The organism is Streptomyces sp. ISL-10, from assembly GCF_018614575.1.
Classification (GTDB): Bacteria; Actinomycetota; Actinomycetes; order Streptomycetales; family Streptomycetaceae; genus Streptomyces.
This window is the reverse complement of sequence record NZ_JAGGOJ010000016.1, coordinates 110,593-131,262: the sequence shown is the minus strand read 5'-3', so window position 1 is coordinate 131,262 and position 20,670 is coordinate 110,593. Positions and strand designations below refer to the sequence as shown.

The following is a 20,670-nucleotide window of genomic DNA, read 5'->3' as shown; positions in this document are numbered from 1 at the left end:
CGCCTGGACTCCGCCCGGGCCCAGACGGGCTGATTCTCGCGCAGCGAAATCCAGCCCCGGCGGGGGTACCTCCCACGGCCGCCAGGTCGTAGGGAGGAGGTTGAGGCGCTGGGGTCCCCGAGCCCGCAGGGCGTAGGTGAGGCCCCTTCCACGGCCGCCGGGCCGTAGCCGCGGGCACCCTCTACGGCCGCCGGGCCGTGGCCGCGGGCACCTCTACGGCCGCCGGGCCGTAGAGGCTGGAGGTTCCTCACGCGGCCGCCCGGCCGTAGCCGGGGGACCCCCAGCGACGGCCGCCCGGCCGTCGTTGGGGGTCCCCACGCCAGCCCGACCGTAGCTGGGGAGCCCTCCCAAACGGCCGCCGGGCCGTAGCGGCGGTCCGGGGGCGCAGGGCCCCGGTTACGGGACACGTCACCGCGTGCGGTTCAGGGTCTGGAGCGCTGACCGCAGCAGCGGGCCCACCTTCGGGGACGGGCCCATCGTCTCCGCCTGCGGAGCCACCGCGCCGACCGCCTCGTCCGCCTCGCGCGTGGCGTAGCCAAGGCCGATCAGCGCGGCGTGCAGCTGGTCCCGCCAGGACTGACTGACCGGGGTGCCGACGGCGGGTGCGGAGCCGATCGGCGAGCCGAGGCGGTCCTTCAGCTCGAGGAGCAGCTTCTGCGCGCCCTTCTTGCCGATGCCCGGCACCGCCGTCAGCGCCTTCTCGTCCCCCGCCGAGACGGCGATGCGCAGCGCGTCCGGTGTGTGCACGGCGAGCATCGCCTGGGCCAGACGCGGTCCCACCCCGCTCGCTGTCTGGAGCAGCTCGAAGACCTGGCGCTCGTCGTCGTCGGCGAAGCCGTACAGCGTCAGTGAGTCCTCGCGGACCACCAAGGAGGTGGCCAGTCGGGCTTCCTGACCGAGCCTCAGCTCCGACAGAGTGTTCGGTGTGCACTGCACGGCCATGCCGACGCCGCCGACCTCGATCACGGCCGTGGTCGGGGCGAGGGCGGCCACTGTGCCGCTCACAAAGGCGATCATGCGGTCCGGCCTTTCGTTGCGTGATGGGCGGCGACCGCCTGCTGGAGGCGGCTCTGCGCGGGGGCGCGCCAGATATGGCAGATGGCAAGGGCGAGCGCGTCGGCCGCGTCGGCCGGCTTCGGCGGTGCGTCGAGCCGCAGCAGTCGGGTGACCATCGCCCCCACCTGCGCCTTGTCGGCCCGTCCGCTGCCCGTGACTGCCGCCTTGACCTCGCTGGGCGTGTGCAGGGCGACGGGGATCCCGCGCCGGGACGCGCAGAGCATGGCGACGGCGCTGGCCTGGGCCGTGCCCATCACCGTACGCACATTGTGCTGGCTGAACACCCGCTCCACCGCGACGAATTCGGGGCGGTACTCGTCGAGCCACTGCTCGATGCCCTGCTCGATCGCGACCAGCCGGTGGCCCAACTCGGCGTCCGACGGGGTCCTGACGACTCCGACGCCACGCATCGTCAGCGGACGGCCGGCCACGCCCTCCACGACGCCCACACCGCACCGGGTCAGTCCAGGGTCCACGCCGAGAACGCGCACGCGCCCCACCCCTCCTTCGCTCAGCTGTTTGTGCAGGCTATCGGCTGCCACCGACAACGCGACGGGCCGACGGGGATGTGTCCCCGTCGGCCCTGTCTGCCCGTCGTACGAGCGTGGCTCAGGCGTCGACCTTCTCCATGACGTCGTCCGAGACATCGAAGTTGGCGAAGACGTTCTGCACGTCGTCGCTGTCCTCCAGCGCGTCGATCAGCTTGAAGATCTTGCGCGCGCCTTCCTCGTCCAGCTCGACCTGCATGGTCGGGACGAAGTTGGCCTCGGCCGAGTCGTAGTCGATTCCGGCCTCCTGGAGCGCCGTGCGGACGGCGACCAGGTCCGTGGCCTCGCTGAGCACCTCGAAGTTCTCACCGAGGTCGTTGACCTCCTCGGCGCCCGCGTCGAGCACGGCGCCCAGGACGTCGTCCTCGGTCAGCTCGCCCTTGGGGACGATGACAACGCCCTTGCGGTTGAACAGGTACGAGACCGAACCCGGGTCGGCCATGGAGCCGCCGTTGCGGGTCATGGCGACGCGCACGTCGGAGGCGGCGCGGTTGCGGTTGTCGGTGAGGCACTCGATGAGCACCGCGACACCGTTCGGGCCGTAGCCCTCGTACATGATCGTCTCGTAGTCGACGCCGCCGGCCTCAAGGCCGCCGCCGCGCTTGATCGCCGAGTCGATGTTCTTGTTCGGAACCGAGCTCTTCTTGGCCTTCTGCACGGCGTCGAAGAGGGTCGGGTTGCCATCCAGGTCGGCACCGCCGGTACGGGCCGCGACCTCGATGTTCTTGATCAGCTTCGCGAAGAGCTTGCCGCGCTTGGCGTCGATCACGGCCTTCTTGTGCTTCGTCGTAGCCCATTTAGAGTGGCCGGACATCTGCCTGTCTCCTTCGCGTAACCAATTTCTTCAACGAACCCCAGAGATCCTACCGGGATCGTCTCAGCCCACCGTGCGCACCATGTCGACGAACAGGCCATGCACCCGGTGGTCACCGGTCAGTTCGGGATGGAACGAGGTCGCGAGCGCATTGCCCTGCCGCACCGCGACGATGTGGCCGTCGTGTTCGGCGAGCACCTCGACCTGGGCGCCGATGGACTCCACCCACGGGGCGCGAATGAACACGCCCTCGACGGGTCCGACCCCGGACACCTCGACGGTCGCCTCGAACGACTCGTTCTGCCGGCCGAAGGCGTTGCGGCGGACGATCATGTCGATGCCGCCGAGCGTCTCCTGGCCCGACCGCGGGTCGATGATCTTGTCGGCGAGCATGATCAGTCCGGCGCAGGTGCCGTAGACGGGCATGCCGGCCGCGATGCGCTCCCGCAGCGGCTCCAGAACGCCGAACAGCGTGGCGAGCTTGGACATGGTCGTGGACTCGCCGCCGGGGATCACCAGGCCGTCGACCTCGGCCAGTTCCTCGGTCCGCCGCACCGGCCTGGCCACGGCGTCCGCCGCGGCCAGGGCGATCAAGTGCTCCCGTACGTCGCCCTGGAGGGCCAGGACACCGATCACCGGGGTCGTCATCACCAGCCCCGGTTCGCGTAGCGCTCGGCCTCGGGCAGGGTGTCGCAGTTGATGCCGACCATGGCCTCGCCCAGGTTGCGGGAGGCGTCCGCGATGATCTTCGGGTCGTCGTAGAAGGTCGTGGCCTTCACGATGGCGGCGGCGCGCTTGGCCGGGTCGCCCGACTTGAAGATGCCGGAGCCGACGAAGACGCCCTCCGCGCCGAGCTGGCGCATCAGCGCGGCGTCGGCCGGGGTGGCCACGCCACCGGCGGAGAACAGCACGACCGGCAGCTTGCCGAGCTCGGAGACCTCCTTGACGAGCTCGTACGGGGCGCGCAGCTCCTTGGCGGCGGCGTACAGCTCGTTGTTGTCGAAGCCGCGCAGCTTGGCGATCTCGTTCTTGATCTGGCGCAGGTGGCGGACGGCCTCGACGACGTTGCCCGTGCCGGCCTCGCCCTTGGAGCGGATCATGGCCGCGCCCTCGGCGATACGGCGCAGGGCCTCGCCCAGGTTGGTGGCGCCGCAGACGAACGGGGTGGTGAAGGCCCACTTGTCGGAGTGGTTGACCTCGTCGGCCGGGGTCAGGACCTCGGACTCGTCGATGTAGTCCACGCCGAGGGACTGCAGGACCTGGGCCTCGACGAAGTGGCCGATGCGGGACTTGGCCATCACCGGGATGGAGACCGCGTCGATGATCTCCTCGATCATGTTCGGGTCGGACATCCGGGCCACGCCACCGTCCTTGCGGATGTCGGCGGGCACGCGCTCCAGGGCCATGACGGCCACGGCGCCGGCATCCTCGGCGATCTTCGCCTGCTCGGCGTTGACCACGTCCATGATCACGCCGCCCTTGAGCTGCTCGGCCATGCCGCGCTTGACGCGGGCGGTACCGGTCTCGGGGGTCTGTGGGGTGGTGGTGCTGGACACGGATGGACCTCACTCGATGACGACGTTGTGATGCGTCACCGATGGAACATCGCCGGACCAGTCCACATCAAGGGCCAATATTCACCCCGTGGATCGTTTTGGGTCGCGGATGGTTGGCGTGATCGTCGCCATGGACCGTTTTGGGTCCCGCATCGTTCCCCGTGCATCGTTCCCCGTGCATCGTTCCCCGTGCATCGTTCCCCGCGCGTCGCCGTGCGTCGTTGCCGTGGGCCGTTGCCGTTGCCATTGCCGTTGATCGTTTCAAGCGGGCCGGTCCGCGAGCGCTGTCGGGGGCTCGTCGTCCATCTCGAAGGCCAGGGGGAACGGGGCGTGGCCCGCGAGCCTGAACCAGCGCACCGTGCGGTGCCGGCGCAGTGCGCGTGCCGCGCGGACGGCGTCGTTGTGGAACCGGCGCGCCATGGGCACCCGGCGAACCGCCTGCGCGAGCTCCCCCGCGGCCTCCTCGCCGCCCGGCACCGCCCGCAGCGCCTCCATCTGCTCGGGCTCCCCGAACACGGCCCGCAGGGCGGCGCTGAGCTCGCTCTCGGCGACCTCGCGGTGCTCCTCCTCCGCCTGCCGGGCCTCGTGCGCGGCCTCGTACAGCACGATCGAGGCGGCCGGGTCGAGCACCCCGGAGGTCGCGAGCTCCTGTGCGACCGACGCGCGCCGCAGGAGCTGCGCGTCGAGCGCGGCGCGGGCGGCGTCGATCCGCGTGTGGAGCCGGTCGAGTCGCCCGGCGGTCCAGCTGAGGTACATGCCGATGGCCACGAGGGCGACGACGATCCAGATCAGGGTGGTCACGGGCGGCAAGGCTACCGGGCCGCCCGGCGGGCACCGGGCAGGGTGCTGTGCGGGGGCTGGCTCCGGTGCCGGACCCGGCCGGGAAGCAGAGCCCCGGCCCCCCGGCCCCCCTCAGCGGCGTCAGTCGCGTGCCGCCAGGCCGAATCTGGCGCGCAGCCCGGGGCGGTCGTCCGCCGCCACCGAGGCCGCGCCGTCCGTCACCGTCTCGTACACGGCCAGGATGTCCGCGCCGACCGTCGACCAGTCGAACCGCCGCACGTGCGCGCTGCCCCGCTCGTGCAGCTCGCGGCGCCGGTCCGGGTCGCCGAGCAGGCGGATCGCCGCCGCCGCCAGCGCGTCCGCGTCCTCGTTCGCGAACAGATCCCCCGCCGCGCCCTTGTCCAGCACCTGCGCGAACGCGTCCAGGTCGGAGGCCAGCACCGGCGCACCCGCCGACATCGCCTCCACGAGGATGATGCCGAAGCTCTCGCCGCCCGTGTTGGGAGCCACGTACACGTCCACGCTGCGCAGCAGCCGCGCCTTGTCCTCATCGCTGACCATGCCGAGGAACTCGACCCGGGTACGCATCTCCTCGGGCAGTGAGGCGACGGCCTCCTCCTCGTCGCCGCGCCCCGCGACCAGCAGCCGCGCGTCCGGGCAGGCCTCGAAGATGGCGGGGAGCGCCTTCATCAGCACCGGCAGGCCCTTGCGGGGCTCGTCGATGCGGCCGATGAAGCCGATCGTGCCGTTCTGCCACTCCGCCTTCGGCTCGGCCTTCTCGAAGAAGCCGACGTCCACGCCGTTCGGGATGACAACCGCGTCCCCGCCGAGGTGCTCGACCAGCGTGCGGCGGGCGTACTCGCTGACGGCGATCCGGGCGCTGATCTTCTCCAGCGCGGGCTGCAGGATCGGGTACGCCGCGATCATGGCACGGGAGCGCGGGTTCGACGTGTGGAATGTGGCGACGATCGGCCCCTGCGCGGCCCAGCAGGAGAGCAGTCCCAGGGACGGCGACGCCGGCTCGTGGATGTGGATGACGTCGAAGGTGCCGTCGTGGAGCCAGCGCCGTACCCGGGCCGCCGACAGGAAGCCGAAGTTGAGCCGGGCGACCGAGCCGTTGTACGGCACGGGCACGGCGCGGCCCGCGGAGACCACGTACGGCGGCAGCGGCGTCTCGTCGTCCGCCGGCGCGAGGACGGAGACGTCGTGCCCGAGCCGGATCAGATGCTCGGCCAGGTCCCTGATGTGGAACTGCACCCCGCCGGGCACGTCCCAGGAGTACGGGCAGACGATGCCGATTCTCACGCGTGGTCCTCCCGGGCTTCGAGGTCCGAGAGCCACAGGCGCTGCAGCATGTGCCAGTCCTCCGGATGCTCGGCGATGCCCCTGGCGAAGACGTCCGCCAGGGCCTGCGTCATGGAGGACGTCTTCTCGGCGCGCGTGCCTGACTCCGGCACCTCGACGGGCGGATGGACCCAGCCCTTCATCACGGGCGTCTCGTCGTACCAGAGCGTCACCGGGAGCAGCAGCGCCCCGGTCTGCTGGGCGAGGAGCGCGGGCCCGGCGGGCATCCTGGTGGTCTCGCCGAAGAAGGACACCTCGACGCCGGAGGCCGACAGATCGCGGTCCGCCACCAGGCAGACGAGGCCCCCGTCCCGCAGCCGCCGGGCCAGCGTGCCGAAGGCCGACCCGCCCGTGTGGGGCAGCACTTCCATGCCGAGGCTCTCGCGGTAGGCGACGAACCGGTCGTACAGCGACTCCGGCTTGAGGCGTTCGGCGACCGTGGTGAACGGGATGCCGAGCGCCCGGGTGACCCAGATCCCGGCGACGTCCCAGTTGGCCAGGTGCGGCAGGGCCAGGACGACGCCCCGGCCGGCGGCGAGAGCGTCGGTGAGGAGGTGGATGTCCTTGGGGTCGAAGCTGTGCTGCGCCCGCTCCTGGGTCCAGCTCGGCAGCCGGAAGGATTCCATCCAGTAGCGCATGTACGAGCGCATGCCCGCCTTGGAGAGTTCGGCCAGGCGCTCGGGGCCCGCGCCGGGCACCACGCGTGCGAGGTTGGACTCCAGCCGCAGCACGCCCTTGCCGCGCCGCTTCCAGGCGGCGTCGGCGATGGTGCGGCCCAGTGCGGCGGCCGCCGGCTCGGGCAGCATCCTGACGGCTCCCCAGCCCAGTCCGTACAGGGCGTCGGTCAGACGGTCGCGCATCACGATGCCCCCGCCTCCCGCTGCCCGGGTTCCGACGGCGCGGTCTCGCCGGGCAGGCCGGTCGCGGGCTCCGACGGCGCGGTCTCGCCGGCCGGGCCCGTCGCGGCTTCCACCTCGGCGGACTCCCGCCTGACGGTGACTACCCGCTGCCCCAGCGTCACCAGACTGCCGACGGCGACGATCCACAGGGCGATCGGCAGCAGGACGTCGATGCCGGGCACACCGAAGCCGTGGAGACCGGCGAGGCCGGCGGCCACCAGGGAGATGACGAGCCGCTCGGCGCGCTCGACGAGTCCGTTGACGGCGACGGGCAGTCCGATCGATTCTCCGCGGGCCTTGGTGTACGACACGACCTGACCGCTCGCGAGGCAGAAGATCGCGACGGCGCAGAGCAGGTTGTCGTCGCCCTTGCCCGCGTACCAGAGCGCGAAGCCGCCGAAGATCGCCCCGTCGGCGACCCGGTCGAGAGTGGAGTCCAGGAACGCGCCCCAGCGGCTGGAGATCCCCGCCTGCCGGGCCATGTTGCCGTCGACGAGGTCGGAGAAGACGAACAGTGTGATGACGATCGTGCCCCAGAAGAACTCGCCCCTGGGATAGAAGACCAGCGCTCCCGCCATGACTCCGGCCGTGCCGATGAGGGTGACGGCGTCGGGGCTCACCCCGCGGCGGAGCAGAAATGCGGCGAACGGTGTGAGAACACGCGTGAAGAATGCACGCGCGTACTTGTTCAGCATGGCCTTCCCGAGGGTTCGGTGGGCCGAGTGGCCCCTACGGCCACCGGCTGGCCCATCGTAGCCACGACCGTCGCGGCGTACCGTCGGGACCCGGACAGGTGCTGCGGCGTCCGACGTATGGACGCACCATGACGACAGTGGAAAGCTCGAAAGACCACCGCGGGCATCGCCGGAGCTGCCCCGGACGACGATTCGGGACACCGTCCCGGCTTCCCGCGCCCGCGGACAACCCTCCTCGCCGCGCAATCGATCGGGAGGCACGATCATGGGCGACAAGTCGCATGCACACCCCGGAGCCGCCGGCAGAGCAGTGACGGCCGACCATCCCGCATCCATACGGAATGTGGTGCTGGTCGGCCACAGCGGGTCGGGCAAGACGACACTGGTCGAGGCACTGGCACTGACCGCGGGGGCGGTCAACCGGGCCGGCCGGGTCGAGGACGGCGCCACGGTCTCGGACCACGACGAGATCGAGCACCGCCAGCAACGTTCCGTACAGCTGTCCCTCGTCCCTCTCGAATGGGGCGGGTACAAGATCAATCTTCTCGACACTCCCGGCTACGCCGACTTCGTCGGGGAGCTGAGGGCCGGTCTGCGAGCAGCGGACGCGGCCCTCTTCGTCGTCTCGGCCGCGCAGGAGGCCGACGCCGTGGCGGGCGCCACCCGCGCGGTGTGGGAGGAGTGCGCGGCGGTCGGCATGCCGCGCGCCATCGTCGTGACGCATCTGGAGACCGCGCGCACCGGCTTCGAGGAGCTGACCGCCGTCTGCGGGCGCATCTTCGGCGGCGACGACCCCGATGCCGTGCTGCCGCTGTACCTGCCGCAGTACGGGCCCCCGCAGCCCGACGGCCACGCACCGGTCACCGGCCTCGTCGGACTGCTGACGCAGAAGGTCTTCGACTACTCGGCGGGCGAACGGAAGGAGCTGCCACCCGACCCCTCGCAGACCTCTCTGATCGATGAGGCCCGCAACCGGCTCATCGAGGGCATCATCGCGGAGAGCGAGGACGAGACCCTGATGGACCGCTATCTCGGCGGTGCGGAGATCGACCTCAAGACGCTCGTCGACGACCTGGAGAAGGCCGTCGCACGCGGCACCTTCCACCCGGTCCTCGCCGCAGCCCCGGCGGCCGACGGCGGCCGGCAGGGGCTCGGCACCGTCGAGCTCCTGGACCTGATCACCGGCGGCTTCCCGACCCCGCTCGAGACGGCCCCGCCCGACGTCACGACCCCCGACGGCTCCCCGGGGCCGGCCATCAGCTGCGACCCGGCGGGCCCGCTCGTCGCCGAGGTGGTCAAGACCGCCTCGGACCCGTACGTCGGCCGTGTCTCCCTGGTCCGCGTCTTCTCCGGGACCCTGCGGCCCGACGAGACCGTGCACGTCTCCGGTCACGGCCTCGCCGACCGGGGGCATGAGGACCACGACGTCGACGAACGCATCGGCGCCCTGTCCGCCCCCTTCGGCAAACAGCAGCGACCGCTCCCCCACGCCATGGCCGGGGACCTGGCCTGCGTCGCGAAGCTGTCGCGCGCCGAGACCGGCGACACCCTGTCGGCCAAGGACGACCCGCTGCTGATGGAGCCCTGGACGATGCCCCACCCGCTGCTGCCGCTCGCCATCCAGGCGCACAGCAAGGCGGACGAGGACAAGCTGTCCCAGGGGCTGACCCGGCTCGCCGCCGAGGACCCGACGATGCGGCTCGAACAGAACCAGGACACCCACCAGGTGGTGTTGTGGTGCATGGGCGAGGCGCACGCCGACGTCGCCCTGGAACGGCTCCGCACCCGCTACGGGGTCCAGGTCGACGTCGTCCCCCACAAGGTGCAGCTGCGCGAGACGTTCGCCGCCGGCTCCGCGGGGCGCGGCCGCCATGTGAAGCAGTCCGGCGGGCACGGGCAGTACGCGATCTGCGAGATCGACGTCGAGCCGCTGCCTCCCGGCTCCGGAGTCGAGTTCGTCGACAAGGTCGTCGGCGGAGCGGTGCCACGCCAGTTCATCCCGTCCGTGGAGAAGGGGGTGCGCGCCCAGGCCGCGCGCGGTGTCGCCGCGGGCTATCCGCTCGTCGACGTACGGGTCATCCTGCGGGACGGCAAGGCGCATTCGGTGGACTCCTCCGACGCGGCCTTCCAGACGGCAGGCGCCCTCGCCCTGCGCGAGGCGGCGGCCGGGGCACGGATCAACCTGCTGGAGCCGGTCGCCGAGTTGCAGGTGCTCGTCCCGGACGAATATGTGGGCCCGGTGATGAGCGACCTGTCGGGCCGGCGCGGCCGGGTGATCGGCACCGAACAGGCCGGCGGGGGCCGCACCCTGGTGCGGGCGGAAGTGCCGGAGATCGAGATCGGGCGCTACGCGGTGGATCTGCGCTCCATCTCGCACGGCACGGGCCGGTTCGGCCGCACCTACGCACGGCACGAGCCGATGCCGCAGCAGGTCGCCGACCGGATGCGCGAAATGGCGGCGGAGAAGGTCTGAGCTGCCGGGGGCCGTCCGCCGGCGCACATCGCCGGCGGACGGCACGTGCGATGTCCACTGCCGCGGCGGCCCGACCCCCGATACGCTGAGGTGTCCAGCTCACCAGGTGTGCGGGACACGGTAGTTGGGAACAGGCCGCAGTGCGGATGCTTGCGGCGATGGGGGCGGTAGTGACAGACGGATTCGATTTCACACCCGGGGCCCAGGTCCCGCTCATGGGGTCGGCCGGGCAGACCGCGGCGACCCATGCGCTCGCCTCGGCGGCGTACCGCGACAGTCCGGTCGCCGACATCCTCAAGGCCAACAGCGAGTGGCACAAGTCCCAGGTGACGCCGGGCAAGTTCTCTCTCTTCGAACCGAACCTCGGCGAGGCGTTCGCCCGTGCCGTCCAGGTGCGGATGCTCGGCGGCGCCCGCAACGCGCTGATCCAGTCCTTCGGCACCGAGCCCCAGGCCGTGGTGGAGCACTGCCTGGCCGCCACCCGCATCCGCAAGGAACGGGACGCCAAGCTCACCGCGGTCATGGCCCTGTGCGGACTGCTCTTCCTGCCCGGACTCCTGCTGTGGCTGGGCGTGTTCCAGCTGCGCCGCACCCTCGCCGGCGCCGCGAACAGGCGCGCCGGAGCCCTCGGCACGCTTCTGCTCGTCGGCATCGGCGCCCTCGCCGTGATCGTGCTGCTGCGGCTGCCGTTCAGCGGTTTCTGGGGCTATTACATCCGCGGCATGATCGTCGCCCCCGTCGTCGGCTGGGTGCTCGCCAAGAGGATCTGCGAGTCCACCGCGAGGGACATGCGCCAGCGCTGGGACAGTCTCCTGTCCGGAGGCGGCATCGGCGCCAAGATCCCCGAGGCCGTGCCGGGCAACCCCGACGAGACTGCCCGCGAGCAGCTGCGCCAGGGACTGCAGAAGCTCACCGCAGAACAGCACTCCAACGTCGTCTTCTACGCGGGCCCCAAGGGAATACTGGGCATGGGCACCCGCTGGGGCAGCTGGCAGATGGCCGAGGAGCTCGTCTCCGGTGAACCGGGCAAGGAGATCAACCAGTTCCGCAGCTGGGACGTCATAAGGGCCATCCACGACAAACTCAAACTGCTGGAGCGCGGCCCGCTGAACTCCGGCGGCTTCCCGACCCCGTCCGTCAAACACTGGATCGTCTCCCCGGTCGGCGAGAACGCAGCGGCGGTCACCAGGCCCGACGGCCAGGACGTGGAGACCTTCCAGGTCAAGGGGCACGAGATACAGCGCATCTGCAACCACCAGCAGTTCGGCGGCGGCAACCGGCACTATCTCGGCGTCCAGTTCACCCTGTGGGACGGCCAGTTGGTCATCACCATGATGATCACGGTGACCGTGCTCCACGAGACCCTGCGTGTGGAGGTCACCGGGCATGCGCTCGGCCCGGTGCACTCCTTGTTCACCACCAAGCCCGAGCCCAAGACCGTCACCGTCAGCAAGACCGTCAGGTTCTGGGAGACCGTCGACCGGGTGCTGCCGCTCGTGGACGCACCGGAGGTGGTACGCCTCGCGGTGCGCGCCCCGTTCACCTGGTACCCGCCGCTGCTCGACTTCCTCGGCGGCAAGCTGGTGCTGCCGGAGCCGTTCGGGCTGCGGCACGCCTGGGCGGAGAAGCCCTGGCGGCACCGGTTCATGGCGGACGACGCGATGCGCGCCGCCACGCCGGTGCTGCGCGTGGCCCACGCCGCCGCGATGAAGGTCCTTGCCGACAACGGCGTCAGCACCGAGAAGTTCGACAACCGCTCGATGGTCGTCAGCGGATTCGTCCAGGACCCCACTCCGCGCAACGCCGACCTCTACGACGCGTGAGGGCGTGAAGAGCGTGGGGCGTGAGGGCGTGAGGCTCAGACGGGCCAGGCGTCCGCGAGCATCGCGCGGGTGTCGGCCAGCAGCTGCGGCAGCACCTTGGTCGCGCCGATGACGGGCATGAAGTTGGTGTCGCCGCCCCAGCGGGGCACGATGTGCTGGTGCAGATGGGCGGCGATTCCGGCGCCCGCGGCGCTGCCCTGATTGAGACCGATGTTGAACCCGTGCGCGCCGGAGGCCGCGCGCAGTGCGGTCATGGCCTGCTTCGTCAGCCGCGCGAGCTCGACGGTCTCGGCCTCGTCCAGCTCGGTGTAGTCGGCCACGTGGCGGTAGGGCACGACCATCAGGTGGCCGCCGTTGTAGGGGTACAGGTTGAGCACGGCGTAGACCCTCTCGCCGCGGGCGATGATCAGGCCGTCCTCGTCGGACTTCGCCGGGATCGAGCAGAACGGGCAGCCGTCGTCGGCCCCCGGGCCGGTCGGCTTGTTCTCGCCCTGGATGTACGCCATGCGGTGAGGCGTCCACAGGCGCTGGAACGAGTCAGGCGTGCCGACTCCGATCTGCTGCTCCGGCTCAGTCGTCATGCCAGCCAGCATATTCGCCGCCGGAAGCGCCATGCCGCGAGGGGCGGCCCCTCGCGGGACCGCCCCTCGCCACCTCTTTGGGGTCAGACCTGGACCCGGCGCTCCACCACGTCCACGAGCTTGGCCAGCGCCTCGTCGCGCGGGATGCCGTTCTCCTGGGAGCCGTCGCGGTAGCGGAAGGAGACCGTGCCGGCGTTCATGTCGTCGTCACCGACGATGATCATGAACGGCACCTTCTGCTTCTGCTGGTTGCGGATCTTCTTCTGCATCCGGTCCGAGGACGCGTCGACCTCGACCCGCAGCCCCTTCTTCCTCGCGTCGGCGGCGAACTGCTGCAGGTACTCGACGTGCGCGTCGCCGATCGGGATGCCGACGGCCTGCACCGGGGCCAGCCACGGCGGCATCGCGCCCGCGTAGTGCTCCAGCAGCACCGCGAAGAAGCGCTCGATCGAGCCGAACAGCGCGCGGTGGATCATGACCGGCCGCTGCTTGGTCCCGTCGGGGCCGGTGTACTCCAGATCGAAGCGCTCCGGCAGGTTGAAGTCGAGCTGCACGGTCGACATCTGCCAGGTCCGGCCGATCGCGTCCTTGGCCTGGACGGAGATCTTCGGGCCGTAGAAGGCGGCGCCGCCCGGGTCCGGGACCAGCGGCAGCCCCTGCTTCTCGGCCACCTGCCGCAGCGTCTCGGTGGCCTCCTCCCAGACCTCGTCGCTGCCGACGAACTTCTCCGGGTCCTTGGTGGACAGCTCCAGGTAGAAGTCGGTCAGACCGTAGTCGCGCAGCAGGTTGAGCACGAAGGTGAGGGTCGAGTCGAGCTCGTCCGCCATCTGCTCCTTGGTGCAGTAGATGTGCGCGTCGTCCTGGGTGAAGCCGCGCGCACGGGTCAGACCGTGCACGACGCCCGACTTCTCGTACCGGTACACGGTGCCGAACTCGAAGAGGCGCAGCGGCAGTTCACGGTACGACCGGCCGCGCGCGTCGAAGATCAGGTTGTGCATCGGGCAGTTCATGGGCTTGAGGTAGTAGTCCACGCCCTCGTCGAGCTGCATGGGCGGGTACATGCCCTCGGCGTACCAGTCGAGGTGGCCCGAGGTCTCGAAGAGCTTCCCCTTGGTGGCGTGCGGGGTGTAGACGAACTCGTAGCCCTCCTCCTCGTGCCGCTTGCGCGAGTAGTCCTCCATGACCCGGCGGATGATCCCGCCCTTGGGGTGGAAGACCGCGAGGCCGGAGCCGATCTGGTCCGGGACGGAGAAGAGGTCCAGCTCGTTGCCCAGCTTGCGGTGGTCGCGCTTCTCGGCCTCGGCGAGGAAGTCCAGGTGCGCCTTCAGCTCGTCCTTGGACGGCCAGGCGGTGCCGTAGATGCGCTGGAGCATCGGGTTCTTCTCGCTGCCGCGCCAGTAGGCGGCGGCGTTGCGCATCAGCTTGAACGCCGGGATGTTGCGGGTGGTGGGCAGATGGGGACCGCGGCAGAGGTCCTTCCAGCACAGGTCGCCCGTCTTGGCGTCCAGGTTGTCGTAGATGGTCAGCTCGCCCGCGCCGACCTCCACGTCCGCGCCGTCGTCGCTGGAGGCGGAGCCCTTGATACCGATGAGCTCCAGCTTGTACGGCTCGTCGGCGAGCTCCTCGCGGGCGGCCTCGTCGGTCACCACACGCCGCGAGAAACGCTGACCGCGCTTCTGGATCTCCTGCATCTTCTTCTCGATGGCCTTGAGATCCTCGGGGGTGAACGGCTTCTCGACGTCGAAGTCGTAGTAGAAGCCGTCCTTCACCGGCGGACCGATGCCGAGCTTGGCCTCGGGGAACAGCTCCTGCACGGCCTGGGCCATGACGTGCGCGGTGGAGTGGCGCAGGATGTTCAGGCCGTCCTCGGAGGAGATCCCGACGGGCTCGACCTCCTCGCCGTCCCTGATCTCGTACGCGAGGTCCTTCAGCTCTCCGGCGACGCGGGCGGCGACGACGGTGCGCTCGCCGGCGAAGAGATCGGCGGCCGTAGTGCCCGTCGTCACCACGCGCTCTTCCCGCTCGGAATCGCGTTGGATGATCACACGGACGTCTGACACCGGTCTCTCCTGACTGAAGGTGGATGCGCGGCCTGGTACGGCGCACGCACCCAGAATCGTACCGAGCCGGAGGGGCCACTCGCGAAACGGTTGCCGGGGCCGCCGTCAGTCCTCCTCGTCGCACGCTTCCCCGAAGAAGTCCAGGTTCTCCTGGAGCGACTTCATCAGCCGGTCCCGCTCCGCGTCGTCGACCGGCACCGGGGTCACGCCGGCGGCGCCGGTCAGCCGCCGGAAACCGCCCCGGCTCTCCAGCCGGCCCACGACCCGGATCGGCAGCCCCATCAGATGGGCCTGACCCGCCGTGCGGTACGCCTCCTCCTCCAGCGCCACCCGTACGTGCGGCACCTCGGCCCCGGCCAGCACCCGCAGCCGTACGGTCCCGGAGCCGCGCGGCCCCGAGCGGCGCAACCGCACCACGGTGCCCGTGATGCGCACCGGGACGGACGGCTCGTCCTGGAGATAGCGCGCGCCCGCCTGCCGCAGCGCGGGCAGGTCCCCGGCCGAGAACTCCACCGGCTCCATCCGGGCGGCGCAGCCCTGCGGCACCCCGGCCGCCGGTGACCACGCCAGCGCGATGCGGGCCCCTTCGGAGCCGCGGACCAGCGCGACCAGGGCCTCGGTCAGCTCCCGGCTGACGCCGGCCCGGATCGCGGTGTCGAACGCGTCCATGCCGCCGGCCGCCCGCTGGTAGTCGATGGCCTCCCGCGCTGCCTGCAGCGCATGGGCCAGCCGCACGGCGACGGCCCGGCCGCTCTGCACGGGAAGGAAGGCGGTCAGCGTGCGGCCGCCGGGCGCGGGGCCGACGAGGACCCCGCCGAGGGACGCCTGCGCCTGCCTGCGGTGGCGCGCGCCGTGGTACCCGGCGCGCTCCCGTACGGCGAGGGCACCGGCCAGCAGCATCTGGCGGGCCGCCGAACGCAGCTGTTCCTGTGCGGTCCAGGAGGCCGTGCCGGACACGCCCTGGGGCACGTCGCGCCACCAGCGGATCTCGTCGCTGGGGACGGTGAGCCCGACGAGGACGTCGCGGGCGGACGGCACGGCGCTGCGCGCGAGCGCGGTGAGCGCTTCGCCGAGCAGGTCCTCGTAGTCCGGGAAGGCCCGGCTCTCGGGCACGAGCAGGCTGGTACCGCCGGCGGCGGGGCCGGGCGGGGTCCAGCGCGTGTAGCGCCCGGCGGCCCCGCCGCGGCGGCGCCAGCCGTGCCGGTCGAGGAGCGCCCCGAGGACGGCCGGGTCGATCCGGGCCGGGTCCGGCTCCGCGGGAGCACCCCAGGGGCCGGGCGGATCGGTCGTCGGATGGGGGCGGCTGCCGGGCTGGAGGGACTGGTGGAGGTGCTCGTCGAAGGGCCGGTGCATCAGGGTTTCCCTCCCGCCCCGACGCGCGCCATGATCTCGCAGAGCGCGCGGTCGTCGAAGATCCTCGTGGTCGGGATCCGCACGGTGGTCCGGCGCCTGCCCGTCACCGGGTGGCCTGCCAGATTGGTCCAGTAGCAGCAGTGCCTCAGGTCGAGCCGGTCGTGACCGGCACGCAGCCAGTCGTCCTGTGTCCGGGGGACGAGCATGACGACCAGGATCTTGTGCACCGAGACCGGTGTGCGGGCGAGCTTCACCAGATGGTCGTTGTCGAGGGTGAAGGAGAACGCGGGTCCCGGTGGGTGCGGCGGAATCTGGTAGGTGCATTTGAGCTGCACCTTGATGGTCACTTCGTCGTCCACCGTGTGCCGGGCGGAGCTGTGGCTGACGTGCCAGTCGATGCCGTTGTCCGGGAACGGCTGGGACAGTGAGCAGCCGGCCGCGGCGGAGACCGCGTGCAGATAGCCCACCTGGAGCGTCTCCATGCAGGCGGTGGTGGCGAGCGCTCCGCGCAGCGGAACGGTCCGCTGGGGCTGGGGGCACCTCCCGCTTGCGGGGGACAGCCCTCCCGATTCGGGCTGGGCGAGCGCCATGGCAATGTCCTTCCCCGTCACCTGTGTTGTCACCGCGCGGCGTACGGCGCAAACAGCCCGGGTATCACCGATTCGGGCAGGGCGCTTCGCCCATCTGCCAGGCTCGCGCGAGGAGTTCGGGGATGACGCACTGGTTCGACGGCCCACTGGCCGCATTTGACACAGAGACAACCGGAGTGGACGTCGAGGCGGACCGGATCGTGTCTGCCGCGGTGGTCGTCCAGGACACTCCGGGCGGACGGCCGCGCATCACACGGTGGTTGGTGAATCCGGGAGTGCCGGTGCCGCCGGCCGCCACCGAGGTGCACGGCCTGACGGAGGATCACCTCCAGCGCAACGGCCGATGGCCGGCGCCGGTGATGGAGGAGATAGCGAGGTCGCTGGCCGAGCAGTGCGCGGCCTCCCGCCCACTGGTGGTGATGAACGCGCCGTTCGATCTGACCATCCTGGACCGGGAGTTGCGCCGCCACCGGGCTTCGTCTCTGGCGCGCTACCTGGCGAACGTGCCGCTGTGCGTGCTGGATCCACGAGTGCTGGACAAGCATCTGGACCGCTACCGCAAGGGCCGGCGCACGCTCACCGATCTGTGCGCGCAGTACGAGGTCACGTTGGACGGCGCGCATGACGCGGCCGCCGACGCGCTGGCGGCGATGGAGGTCGTACGGGCGGTGGGGCGGCGTTTCGCGTCCCGGCTCGATCGGCTGTCCGTGGCAGAGCTGCACACCTTGCAGGCGGTGTGGCACGCGGCGCAGGCACGCGGGCTGCAGGCGTGGTTCGCGCGCAGCGGCGCTCCGGAGCCTGTCGATCCGGCGTGGCCGCTGCGTCCGGAGATGCCCGCCGCCGCGTAGGGACAATGCCCGCACATACGTGTGAGGCCGGTCCGTCTGCTGACGGACCGGCCTCTCCCGGTGGGCGATACTGGGTTCGAACCAGTGACCTCTTCGGTGTGAACGAAGCGCTCTCCCACTGAGCTAATCGCCCGGGAACGCACTGAACCATACAGGGCGTCGCGGCCTTCCTTCAAACCGCTTCCAGGCAGGCGGCGAGACCGCGCCTTCCGCCGCGCATCATCAGGGCGTGGTTGGCCCTGAAGACCGGGCGGCACGGCACCGCCAGCATTCTCATCAGCGGCTTGCGCACCTCCACCTCCTGCTCGAACAGGGCGCGCGTTCCGTCGCCGGACGCCCGCACGGTCCAGCGCAGCCGGCCCACGAGGTCCCCGTCGAGCGCGATCTCCAGTACGCCGGCGTCCGGGTCGCGGCGCCGGACGTGGGCGGTGACGCGGAGGTCGTACGGGAGGAAGGAGCGGAAGCGTGCGGTGCCGGACTCCTCCCCGGTCGCGTCCACTTCACGCACCTGCGGCCACCACCGCGGATACTCCTCGGCCCGCTCCAGCACCCGGTAGACGGTCTCCGGGGCGGCGGGCAGGTCCCAGACGCTGCGAAAGCGGTAGCGGCACCAGTCCATGGGAGCAGTCTGTCCCCATGGGCCTGGTCCTGGGCGTACTCAGGGCGGATCTGAGTACCTGCGCGCATGGCCGGCTCATGTGGTGCCCGCCACACTTCGGCCATGGAGAACGTCCCGACACCCGCCGACGAGCTGGCGGTCATCGACCGTGAGCTGCGTCAACTGGACGCCCGCCGGGGCCAGTTGCTGGCGCGGCGCACCTGGCTGCTGGCCGCGATGCGGCCGCCCGTCGCCGCGTCCGCGGCACCGCCCTTCCCACCACCGGGCACCTGGCCGGCGGGCCCGAGGCCGCAGGCCGAGGCATCCGCGCCGAGCGTGCAGAACGTGCTGCTGACGCTCGGGGGCATCCTGCTGGCCGTCGCGGCGATCGCCTTCACACTGGTCAGCTGGGGCCATATGGGCATCGGCGGCCGCGGCGCGGTGCTGGGCGCGGTGACCCTGGCGGCCCTGGCCACGCCGGTCGTCCTGCTGCGCCGCGGCCTGGTCGCGACGGGCGAGTCGGTGGGCGTGGTGGGCCTGGTGCTGCTCGTCCTCGACGCGTATGCGCTGCACCGCGTGGCCCTGGCGGACATGGGCGCCCTGGCGTACGCGGCTGGTGTGTCGGCCGTGCTGGCCGGGCTGTGGTCCGCGTACGGCCTGGCCCTGCCGCGGCTGCGCACTCCGCTGCCGGCGGCGGTCGTGGCGGCTCAGCTGCCGTTGCCGCTGTGGGCGCTGGCCGGCGGCGCCGCCGCGCCGTCGATGGAGTGGGCCCTGCTGCTGACCGCGGTGCTGGATGTCGCATCCGCGCTGTGGACCCGGCCGGTGGTGGTCCGCCGGTTCGCCGGGGTGGCTGCCTCGGTCACGGGCGGTCTCGCGGTGCTGACCGGGCTCTGGCAGTCGCTGGCCGCCGGTTCGCCGGCGGGTGCCGCCGAGCCGGCGCTGCTACTGCTCACGGCAGCGGCGGTGGCCCTGTTCGCGGCATGGCGTTCGCCGGCCGCCGCGGTGGCTGTGTCGGTGACCGCCGGCCTGGCGGCGGTCGCGGCCGTCGGCGGTGTGATCCGTACGACGGTGCCGCAGGGCTGGGCGGCGCTGGGTTATCTCCTGTGCGCCACGGCCCTGCTCGCGGCCGTTCGTGCCTCCTTGCCGGGCCGCGTGGTACGGGGCCTGGCCTGGGCGTCGGTCGCGGTGCAGGCGGCGGCCGCGGTGTCGGTTCTGCCGGCGGTGCTCGTGTCCCTGGCGGGCCCCGTGACGCGGCTGACGGACATCTGGTCGGCGGCACCGACGGGGGCGCGGGAGGCGCTGGACCTGGACGTCCCCCTGCCCGCCCTCGCGGCGAGTCCGCTGGTGCTCGCGGTCCTCGCGGCGACTGCGGCCCTGGTGTCCCGCCGTCTGCCGGCGGGGCCTGACGGCAACGGCACACAGACCACCCCGGGCCGGGCCACGCCAGATCCCGAGCACGCGGAAGCCGGTCCGCGTCCGGCGGCCGCCGGAGCCCCGGTCCCGCTCCCCGCCTGGGTCCGTCCTGCGGCCGCCTGCGGTTCCCTGGTCCTGGCCTGGGCCGCACTGCTGATCCTGCCCGTGGTCCTCGATCTGCCGTACCACGTCGCGGTGGGCTGGCAGTTGGTCCTCGCCGTGCTGCTGTCGCTCCTCGGCGCGGTGCGGACCGCGCCCGGTGCCCTGCGGTACACCCCGCTCGCGTACACCGCCGTGGTGTGCGGCCTGGTCGCCTCGGCGAGCGTCGCGCTGCTGTCGCTGGCGACGCGTCCGGCGACGTTCGCGGTGCTGGGAGCGCTGCCGGTACTGCTGATTGCCGCGGCGTTCCGGGCGCGGGGCCCGGTGCAGCAGGTGCTCGCCTGCGCGGCGACGGTGTTCGCCACCGGCCTCGCGGGGGCCGCGGCGGCCGCCGCGGGGCTGCAGCCGCACCGTGCGGCCCTCGTGCTGCTGCTCGTCCCCACGGCGGCCGCGCTGGCCGGTGCGCGCCTCCGCCGTCACCCCGTGGCCCTGCCGGTCGAGGCCGTCTCAGCGGCCTCGGGCCTGATCGCCGTGGCGCTCTCCGCCGGGCACGCGCCGACCCTGGCCCTGGTCCTCGCGCTGTGCGGCGTGATCGCCGCGGGCGCGGCCGTGCGCCCGGAGCGCCGCCCGGCCGCCGCGTACCTGGCCGCGGTGCTCTTCGTGCTCGCCACCTGGGTGCGCCTGTTCGCCTTTGAGGTCACCTCGCCGGAGGCGTACACGCTGCCCGTCACGGTCCCCGCGCTCCTGATCGGCGCGCTGCGCCGCCGACGGGACCCGCAGGCGTCGTCGTGGACGGCGTACGGCCCCGGTCTCGCGGCGACCCTGGTGCCGAGCCTGTTCGCGGCCTGGGGCGACGAGCACTGGCCGCGCCCGCTGCTGCTGGGCCTCGCTGCGCTCGCCGTGCCCCTGGCCGGAGCCCGGCTGAGGCTGCAGGCGCTGCTGGTGCTGGGCGGCGCGGTGCTGACCCTGGACGCGCTGCACGAGCTGGCCCCGTACGTGGTCCAGGCCGTCGGTGCGCTCCCCCGCTGGCTGCCCCCTGCGGCGGCGGGTCTTTTGCTGCTCGCGGTGGGCGCCACCTACGAACAGCGGCTGCGGGACGCACGCAGGCTCAAGGAGACCTTCGGCCGGATGCGCTGAACG

At 71.7% G+C, this 20,670-nt stretch carries 18 protein-coding genes and 1 tRNA gene; 4 read left to right on the top strand and 15 right to left on the bottom strand.

Features of this window, described 5'->3' with window-relative positions:
• Positions 1-408: 408 nt before the first annotated feature.
• The 9 genes from ruvA to pgsA form a co-directional block, all read right to left on the bottom strand.
• On the bottom strand, positions 409-1,017 hold the full coding sequence (ruvA, locus tag J7E88_RS20340; protein ID WP_215183078.1) for a Holliday junction branch migration protein RuvA: 609 nt from the start codon (positions 1,015-1,017) through the stop codon (positions 409-411).
• Positions 1,014-1,547 carry a crossover junction endodeoxyribonuclease RuvC gene (gene ruvC, locus J7E88_RS20335; RefSeq protein WP_215183076.1) on the bottom strand — a complete coding sequence of 178 codons (534 nt, stop codon included), beginning with the start codon at positions 1,545-1,547 and terminating at the stop codon, positions 1,014-1,016. Before ruvC ends, ruvA begins: the two co-directional genes overlap by 4 nt.
• A gap of 118 nt (positions 1,548-1,665) precedes the next feature.
• Complete coding sequence (locus J7E88_RS20330; protein ID WP_215183074.1) at positions 1,666-2,418, bottom strand: YebC/PmpR family DNA-binding transcriptional regulator; 753 nt, start codon at positions 2,416-2,418, stop codon at positions 1,666-1,668.
• Positions 2,419-2,481: 63 nt separating this feature from the next.
• Positions 2,482-3,066 carry a pyridoxal 5'-phosphate synthase glutaminase subunit PdxT gene (gene pdxT / locus J7E88_RS20325; RefSeq protein WP_215183072.1) on the bottom strand — a complete coding sequence of 195 codons (585 nt, stop codon included), beginning with the start codon at positions 3,064-3,066 and terminating at the stop codon, positions 2,482-2,484.
• Entirely contained in the window at positions 3,066-3,974 is a 909-nt protein-coding gene (gene pdxS / locus J7E88_RS20320) for a pyridoxal 5'-phosphate synthase lyase subunit PdxS (protein WP_177153221.1), read from the bottom strand. Before pdxS ends, pdxT begins: the two co-directional genes overlap by 1 nt.
• A 261-nt stretch (positions 3,975-4,235) precedes the next feature.
• On the bottom strand, positions 4,236-4,730 hold the full coding sequence (locus J7E88_RS20315; protein WP_215183310.1) for a hypothetical protein: 495 nt from the start codon (positions 4,728-4,730) through the stop codon (positions 4,236-4,238).
• A 165-nt stretch (positions 4,731-4,895) separates the two neighbouring features.
• Entirely contained in the window at positions 4,896-6,059 is a 1,164-nt protein-coding gene (locus tag J7E88_RS20310) for a glycosyltransferase family 4 protein (protein ID WP_215183070.1), read from the bottom strand.
• The gene (locus tag J7E88_RS20305; RefSeq protein ID WP_215183069.1) at positions 6,056-6,958 is read right to left on the bottom strand and encodes a phosphatidylinositol mannoside acyltransferase; all 903 of its coding nucleotides are present in this window, start codon (positions 6,956-6,958) and stop codon (positions 6,056-6,058) included. Before J7E88_RS20305 ends, J7E88_RS20310 begins: the two co-directional genes overlap by 4 nt.
• Positions 6,958-7,692, bottom strand: coding sequence for a phosphatidylinositol phosphate synthase (gene pgsA, locus J7E88_RS20300; RefSeq protein ID WP_251022917.1), 735 nt, complete (start codon positions 7,690-7,692; stop codon positions 6,958-6,960). Before pgsA ends, J7E88_RS20305 begins: the two co-directional genes overlap by 1 nt.
• Before the next feature lie 265 nt (positions 7,693-7,957).
• Between pgsA and J7E88_RS20295 the strand changes: the two genes are divergently transcribed.
• Positions 7,958-10,165: an elongation factor G-like protein EF-G2 gene (locus J7E88_RS20295; protein WP_215183067.1), complete on the top strand. Its 2,208-nt coding sequence runs from the start codon at positions 7,958-7,960 to the stop codon at positions 10,163-10,165.
• A gap of 158 nt (positions 10,166-10,323) precedes the next feature.
• Positions 10,324-11,988, top strand: a complete 1,665-nt coding sequence (locus J7E88_RS20290; RefSeq protein ID WP_215183065.1) for a hypothetical protein — start codon at positions 10,324-10,326, stop codon at positions 11,986-11,988.
• Between the two features lie 35 nt (positions 11,989-12,023).
• Here the strand turns inward: J7E88_RS20290 and J7E88_RS20285 are convergent, their stop codons facing one another.
• The 4 genes from J7E88_RS20285 to J7E88_RS20270 all read right to left on the bottom strand — a co-directional run bounded on the left by J7E88_RS20285 (position 12,024) and on the right by J7E88_RS20270 (position 16,572).
• Positions 12,024-12,581: an HIT domain-containing protein gene (locus J7E88_RS20285; RefSeq protein WP_215183063.1), complete on the bottom strand. Its 558-nt coding sequence runs from the start codon at positions 12,579-12,581 to the stop codon at positions 12,024-12,026.
• A gap of 71 nt (positions 12,582-12,652) precedes the next feature.
• Positions 12,653-14,629 carry a threonine--tRNA ligase gene (gene thrS / locus J7E88_RS20280; protein WP_215183061.1) on the bottom strand — a complete coding sequence of 659 codons (1,977 nt, stop codon included), beginning with the start codon at positions 14,627-14,629 and terminating at the stop codon, positions 12,653-12,655.
• 105 nt (positions 14,630-14,734) lie between these two features.
• Positions 14,735-15,982 carry a hypothetical protein gene (locus J7E88_RS20275; protein ID WP_215183059.1) on the bottom strand — a complete coding sequence of 416 codons (1,248 nt, stop codon included), beginning with the start codon at positions 15,980-15,982 and terminating at the stop codon, positions 14,735-14,737.
• Complete coding sequence (locus tag J7E88_RS20270; RefSeq protein WP_215183058.1) at positions 15,982-16,572, bottom strand: DUF4365 domain-containing protein; 591 nt, start codon at positions 16,570-16,572, stop codon at positions 15,982-15,984. The genes J7E88_RS20275 and J7E88_RS20270 overlap by 1 nt, the downstream gene beginning before the upstream one ends.
• 122 nt (positions 16,573-16,694) lie before the next feature.
• On the opposite strand from J7E88_RS20270, the gene J7E88_RS20265 reads away from it, so the two are divergent.
• The gene (locus J7E88_RS20265; protein ID WP_215183056.1) at positions 16,695-17,420 is read left to right on the top strand and encodes a 3'-5' exonuclease; all 726 of its coding nucleotides are present in this window, start codon (positions 16,695-16,697) and stop codon (positions 17,418-17,420) included.
• 61 nt (positions 17,421-17,481) lie between these two features.
• Here J7E88_RS20265 and J7E88_RS20260 read toward each other — a convergent pair.
• Both J7E88_RS20260 and J7E88_RS20255 read right to left on the bottom strand, forming a co-directional pair.
• Positions 17,482-17,553, bottom strand: a tRNA-Val gene (locus J7E88_RS20260).
• A gap of 39 nt (positions 17,554-17,592) precedes the next feature.
• Complete coding sequence (locus J7E88_RS20255) at positions 17,593-18,039, bottom strand: SRPBCC family protein (protein WP_215183054.1); 447 nt, start codon at positions 18,037-18,039, stop codon at positions 17,593-17,595.
• A 102-nt stretch (positions 18,040-18,141) separates the two neighbouring features.
• Between J7E88_RS20255 and J7E88_RS20250 the strand changes: the two genes are divergently transcribed.
• The gene (locus J7E88_RS20250) at positions 18,142-20,667 is read left to right on the top strand and encodes an SCO7613 C-terminal domain-containing membrane protein (protein ID WP_215183052.1); all 2,526 of its coding nucleotides are present in this window, start codon (positions 18,142-18,144) and stop codon (positions 20,665-20,667) included.
• Positions 20,668-20,670 lie beyond the last annotated feature (3 nt).

Excerpts from the sequence above, each read along its gene's own strand:
- ruvA (WP_215183078.1), bottom strand. The coding sequence starts at position 1,017 with ATGATCGCCTTTGTGAGCGGCACAGTGGCCGCCCTCGCCCCGACCACG.
- J7E88_RS20330 (WP_215183074.1), bottom strand. The coding sequence starts at position 2,418 with ATGTCCGGCCACTCTAAATGGGCTACGACGAAGCACAAGAAGGCCGTG.
- pdxT (WP_215183072.1), bottom strand. The coding sequence starts at position 3,066 with ATGACGACCCCGGTGATCGGTGTCCTGGCCCTCCAGGGCGACGTACGG.
- J7E88_RS20315 (WP_215183310.1), bottom strand. The coding sequence starts at position 4,730 with ATGTACCTCAGCTGGACCGCCGGGCGACTCGACCGGCTCCACACGCGG.
- J7E88_RS20305 (WP_215183069.1), bottom strand. The coding sequence starts at position 6,958 with ATGCGCGACCGTCTGACCGACGCCCTGTACGGACTGGGCTGGGGAGCC.
- pgsA (WP_251022917.1), bottom strand. The coding sequence starts at position 7,692 with ATGCTGAACAAGTACGCGCGTGCATTCTTCACGCGTGTTCTCACACCG.
- J7E88_RS20295 (WP_215183067.1), top strand. The coding sequence starts at position 7,958 with ATGGGCGACAAGTCGCATGCACACCCCGGAGCCGCCGGCAGAGCAGTG.
- J7E88_RS20290 (WP_215183065.1), top strand. The coding sequence starts at position 10,324 with ATGGGGGCGGTAGTGACAGACGGATTCGATTTCACACCCGGGGCCCAG.
- J7E88_RS20285 (WP_215183063.1), bottom strand. The coding sequence starts at position 12,581 with ATGCTGGCTGGCATGACGACTGAGCCGGAGCAGCAGATCGGAGTCGGC.
- J7E88_RS20275 (WP_215183059.1), bottom strand. The coding sequence starts at position 15,982 with ATGCACCGGCCCTTCGACGAGCACCTCCACCAGTCCCTCCAGCCCGGC.
- J7E88_RS20270 (WP_215183058.1), bottom strand. The coding sequence starts at position 16,572 with ATGGCGCTCGCCCAGCCCGAATCGGGAGGGCTGTCCCCCGCAAGCGGG.
- J7E88_RS20265 (WP_215183056.1), top strand. The coding sequence starts at position 16,695 with ATGACGCACTGGTTCGACGGCCCACTGGCCGCATTTGACACAGAGACA.
- J7E88_RS20255 (WP_215183054.1), bottom strand. The coding sequence starts at position 18,039 with ATGGACTGGTGCCGCTACCGCTTTCGCAGCGTCTGGGACCTGCCCGCC.
- J7E88_RS20250 (WP_215183052.1), top strand. The coding sequence starts at position 18,142 with ATGGAGAACGTCCCGACACCCGCCGACGAGCTGGCGGTCATCGACCGT.